This is a genomic window from Oleiphilus sp. HI0128 (assembly GCF_001635365.1).
The window spans coordinates 1-982 of record NZ_LWGG01000133.1; the positions used below are offsets into that span (position 1 = coordinate 1).

Here is a 982-nt window from a genome sequence, read left to right on the forward strand (position 1 = left end):
AATAAGTGCCTTAGTCATACACGGGCAAGGCGAAAAGTTTTTCTCTGCTGGTGCAGACCTTAAGCAGTTTAGTAGCGGCGACAAGATACTTTCAAAAGATGTTGCACACCGTTTTGGCGAAGCATTTGAAGCCCTTGCAAGTTTTAAGGGTGTATCCATCGCGGCTATCAATGGTTACGCGATGGGTGGAGGTCTTGAGTGTGCACTTGCCTGTGATATCCGTATCGTCGAAGAACAGGCTCAGGTTGCACTGCCTGAAGCAGGTGTTGGTCTTTTACCATGCGCTGGTGGCACACAGCGGTTGAGTTGGTTAATTGGCGAAGCGTGGGCAAGTAAAATGATCTTGCTCGGGCAGAGAATGGATGCCGAAACAGCCGTTCAAACCGGATTAGCACTAGAAAGTGTACCGAAAGGCGAGGCCTTATCAAGCGCCATGAACTATGCACAGTCTGCAAGTAAGCAAAGCCCCGATGCTTTGTTTGCCTGTAAAAAGCTTTTAAGTACAGCTCGAGAAAACGCCATATCGCTTTCACTTCAGCATGAGCGCACCGAATTCATTAATCTAATTGGTGGTGACAACCAACTTGAAGGCACTAATTCGTTTCTCGAGAAACGCTCTCCAGAGTGGAAAAAGTAAATGAATAAATCATCACAAGCAACTGAGACTGTCGAAACAACAGCGTCCGAAGAAGTGCTAGTCGAAGTACTTGCTGCTAAAAATGGCAGTGTGGGAGTTTTAACACTCAACTCCGAAAAGACGCTAAACGCCCTATCGCTTCAAATGGTCCGTTTACTCACGCAGTCACTAAAAGATTGGGCAAGTAACGATGATATTCAAGCTGTAATTTTAAAGGGGCAAGGCAGCAAAGCCTTTTGCGCTGGCGGCGATGTCCAAGCACTTTATCGCTCTGCGATAGCACAACAAGACGGTGCTTGTATCGATGCAGAACAGTTCTTTTTTGAGGAATATCAACTCAATTAT

General features: G+C 46.1%; 2 protein-coding genes. Both read left to right on the forward strand.

Translation table 11 applies throughout. The annotated features are described in order from the left end of the window. Positions 1 to 637: enoyl-CoA hydratase (locus tag A3763_RS01730; protein ID WP_068759838.1), on the forward strand; the 637-nt coding region annotated here is incomplete at its 5' end. Then, positions 638 to 982, forward strand: a 345-nt coding sequence (locus tag A3763_RS01735; RefSeq protein ID WP_197482685.1) for an enoyl-CoA hydratase/isomerase family protein, incomplete at its 3' end; no start/stop codon positions are given.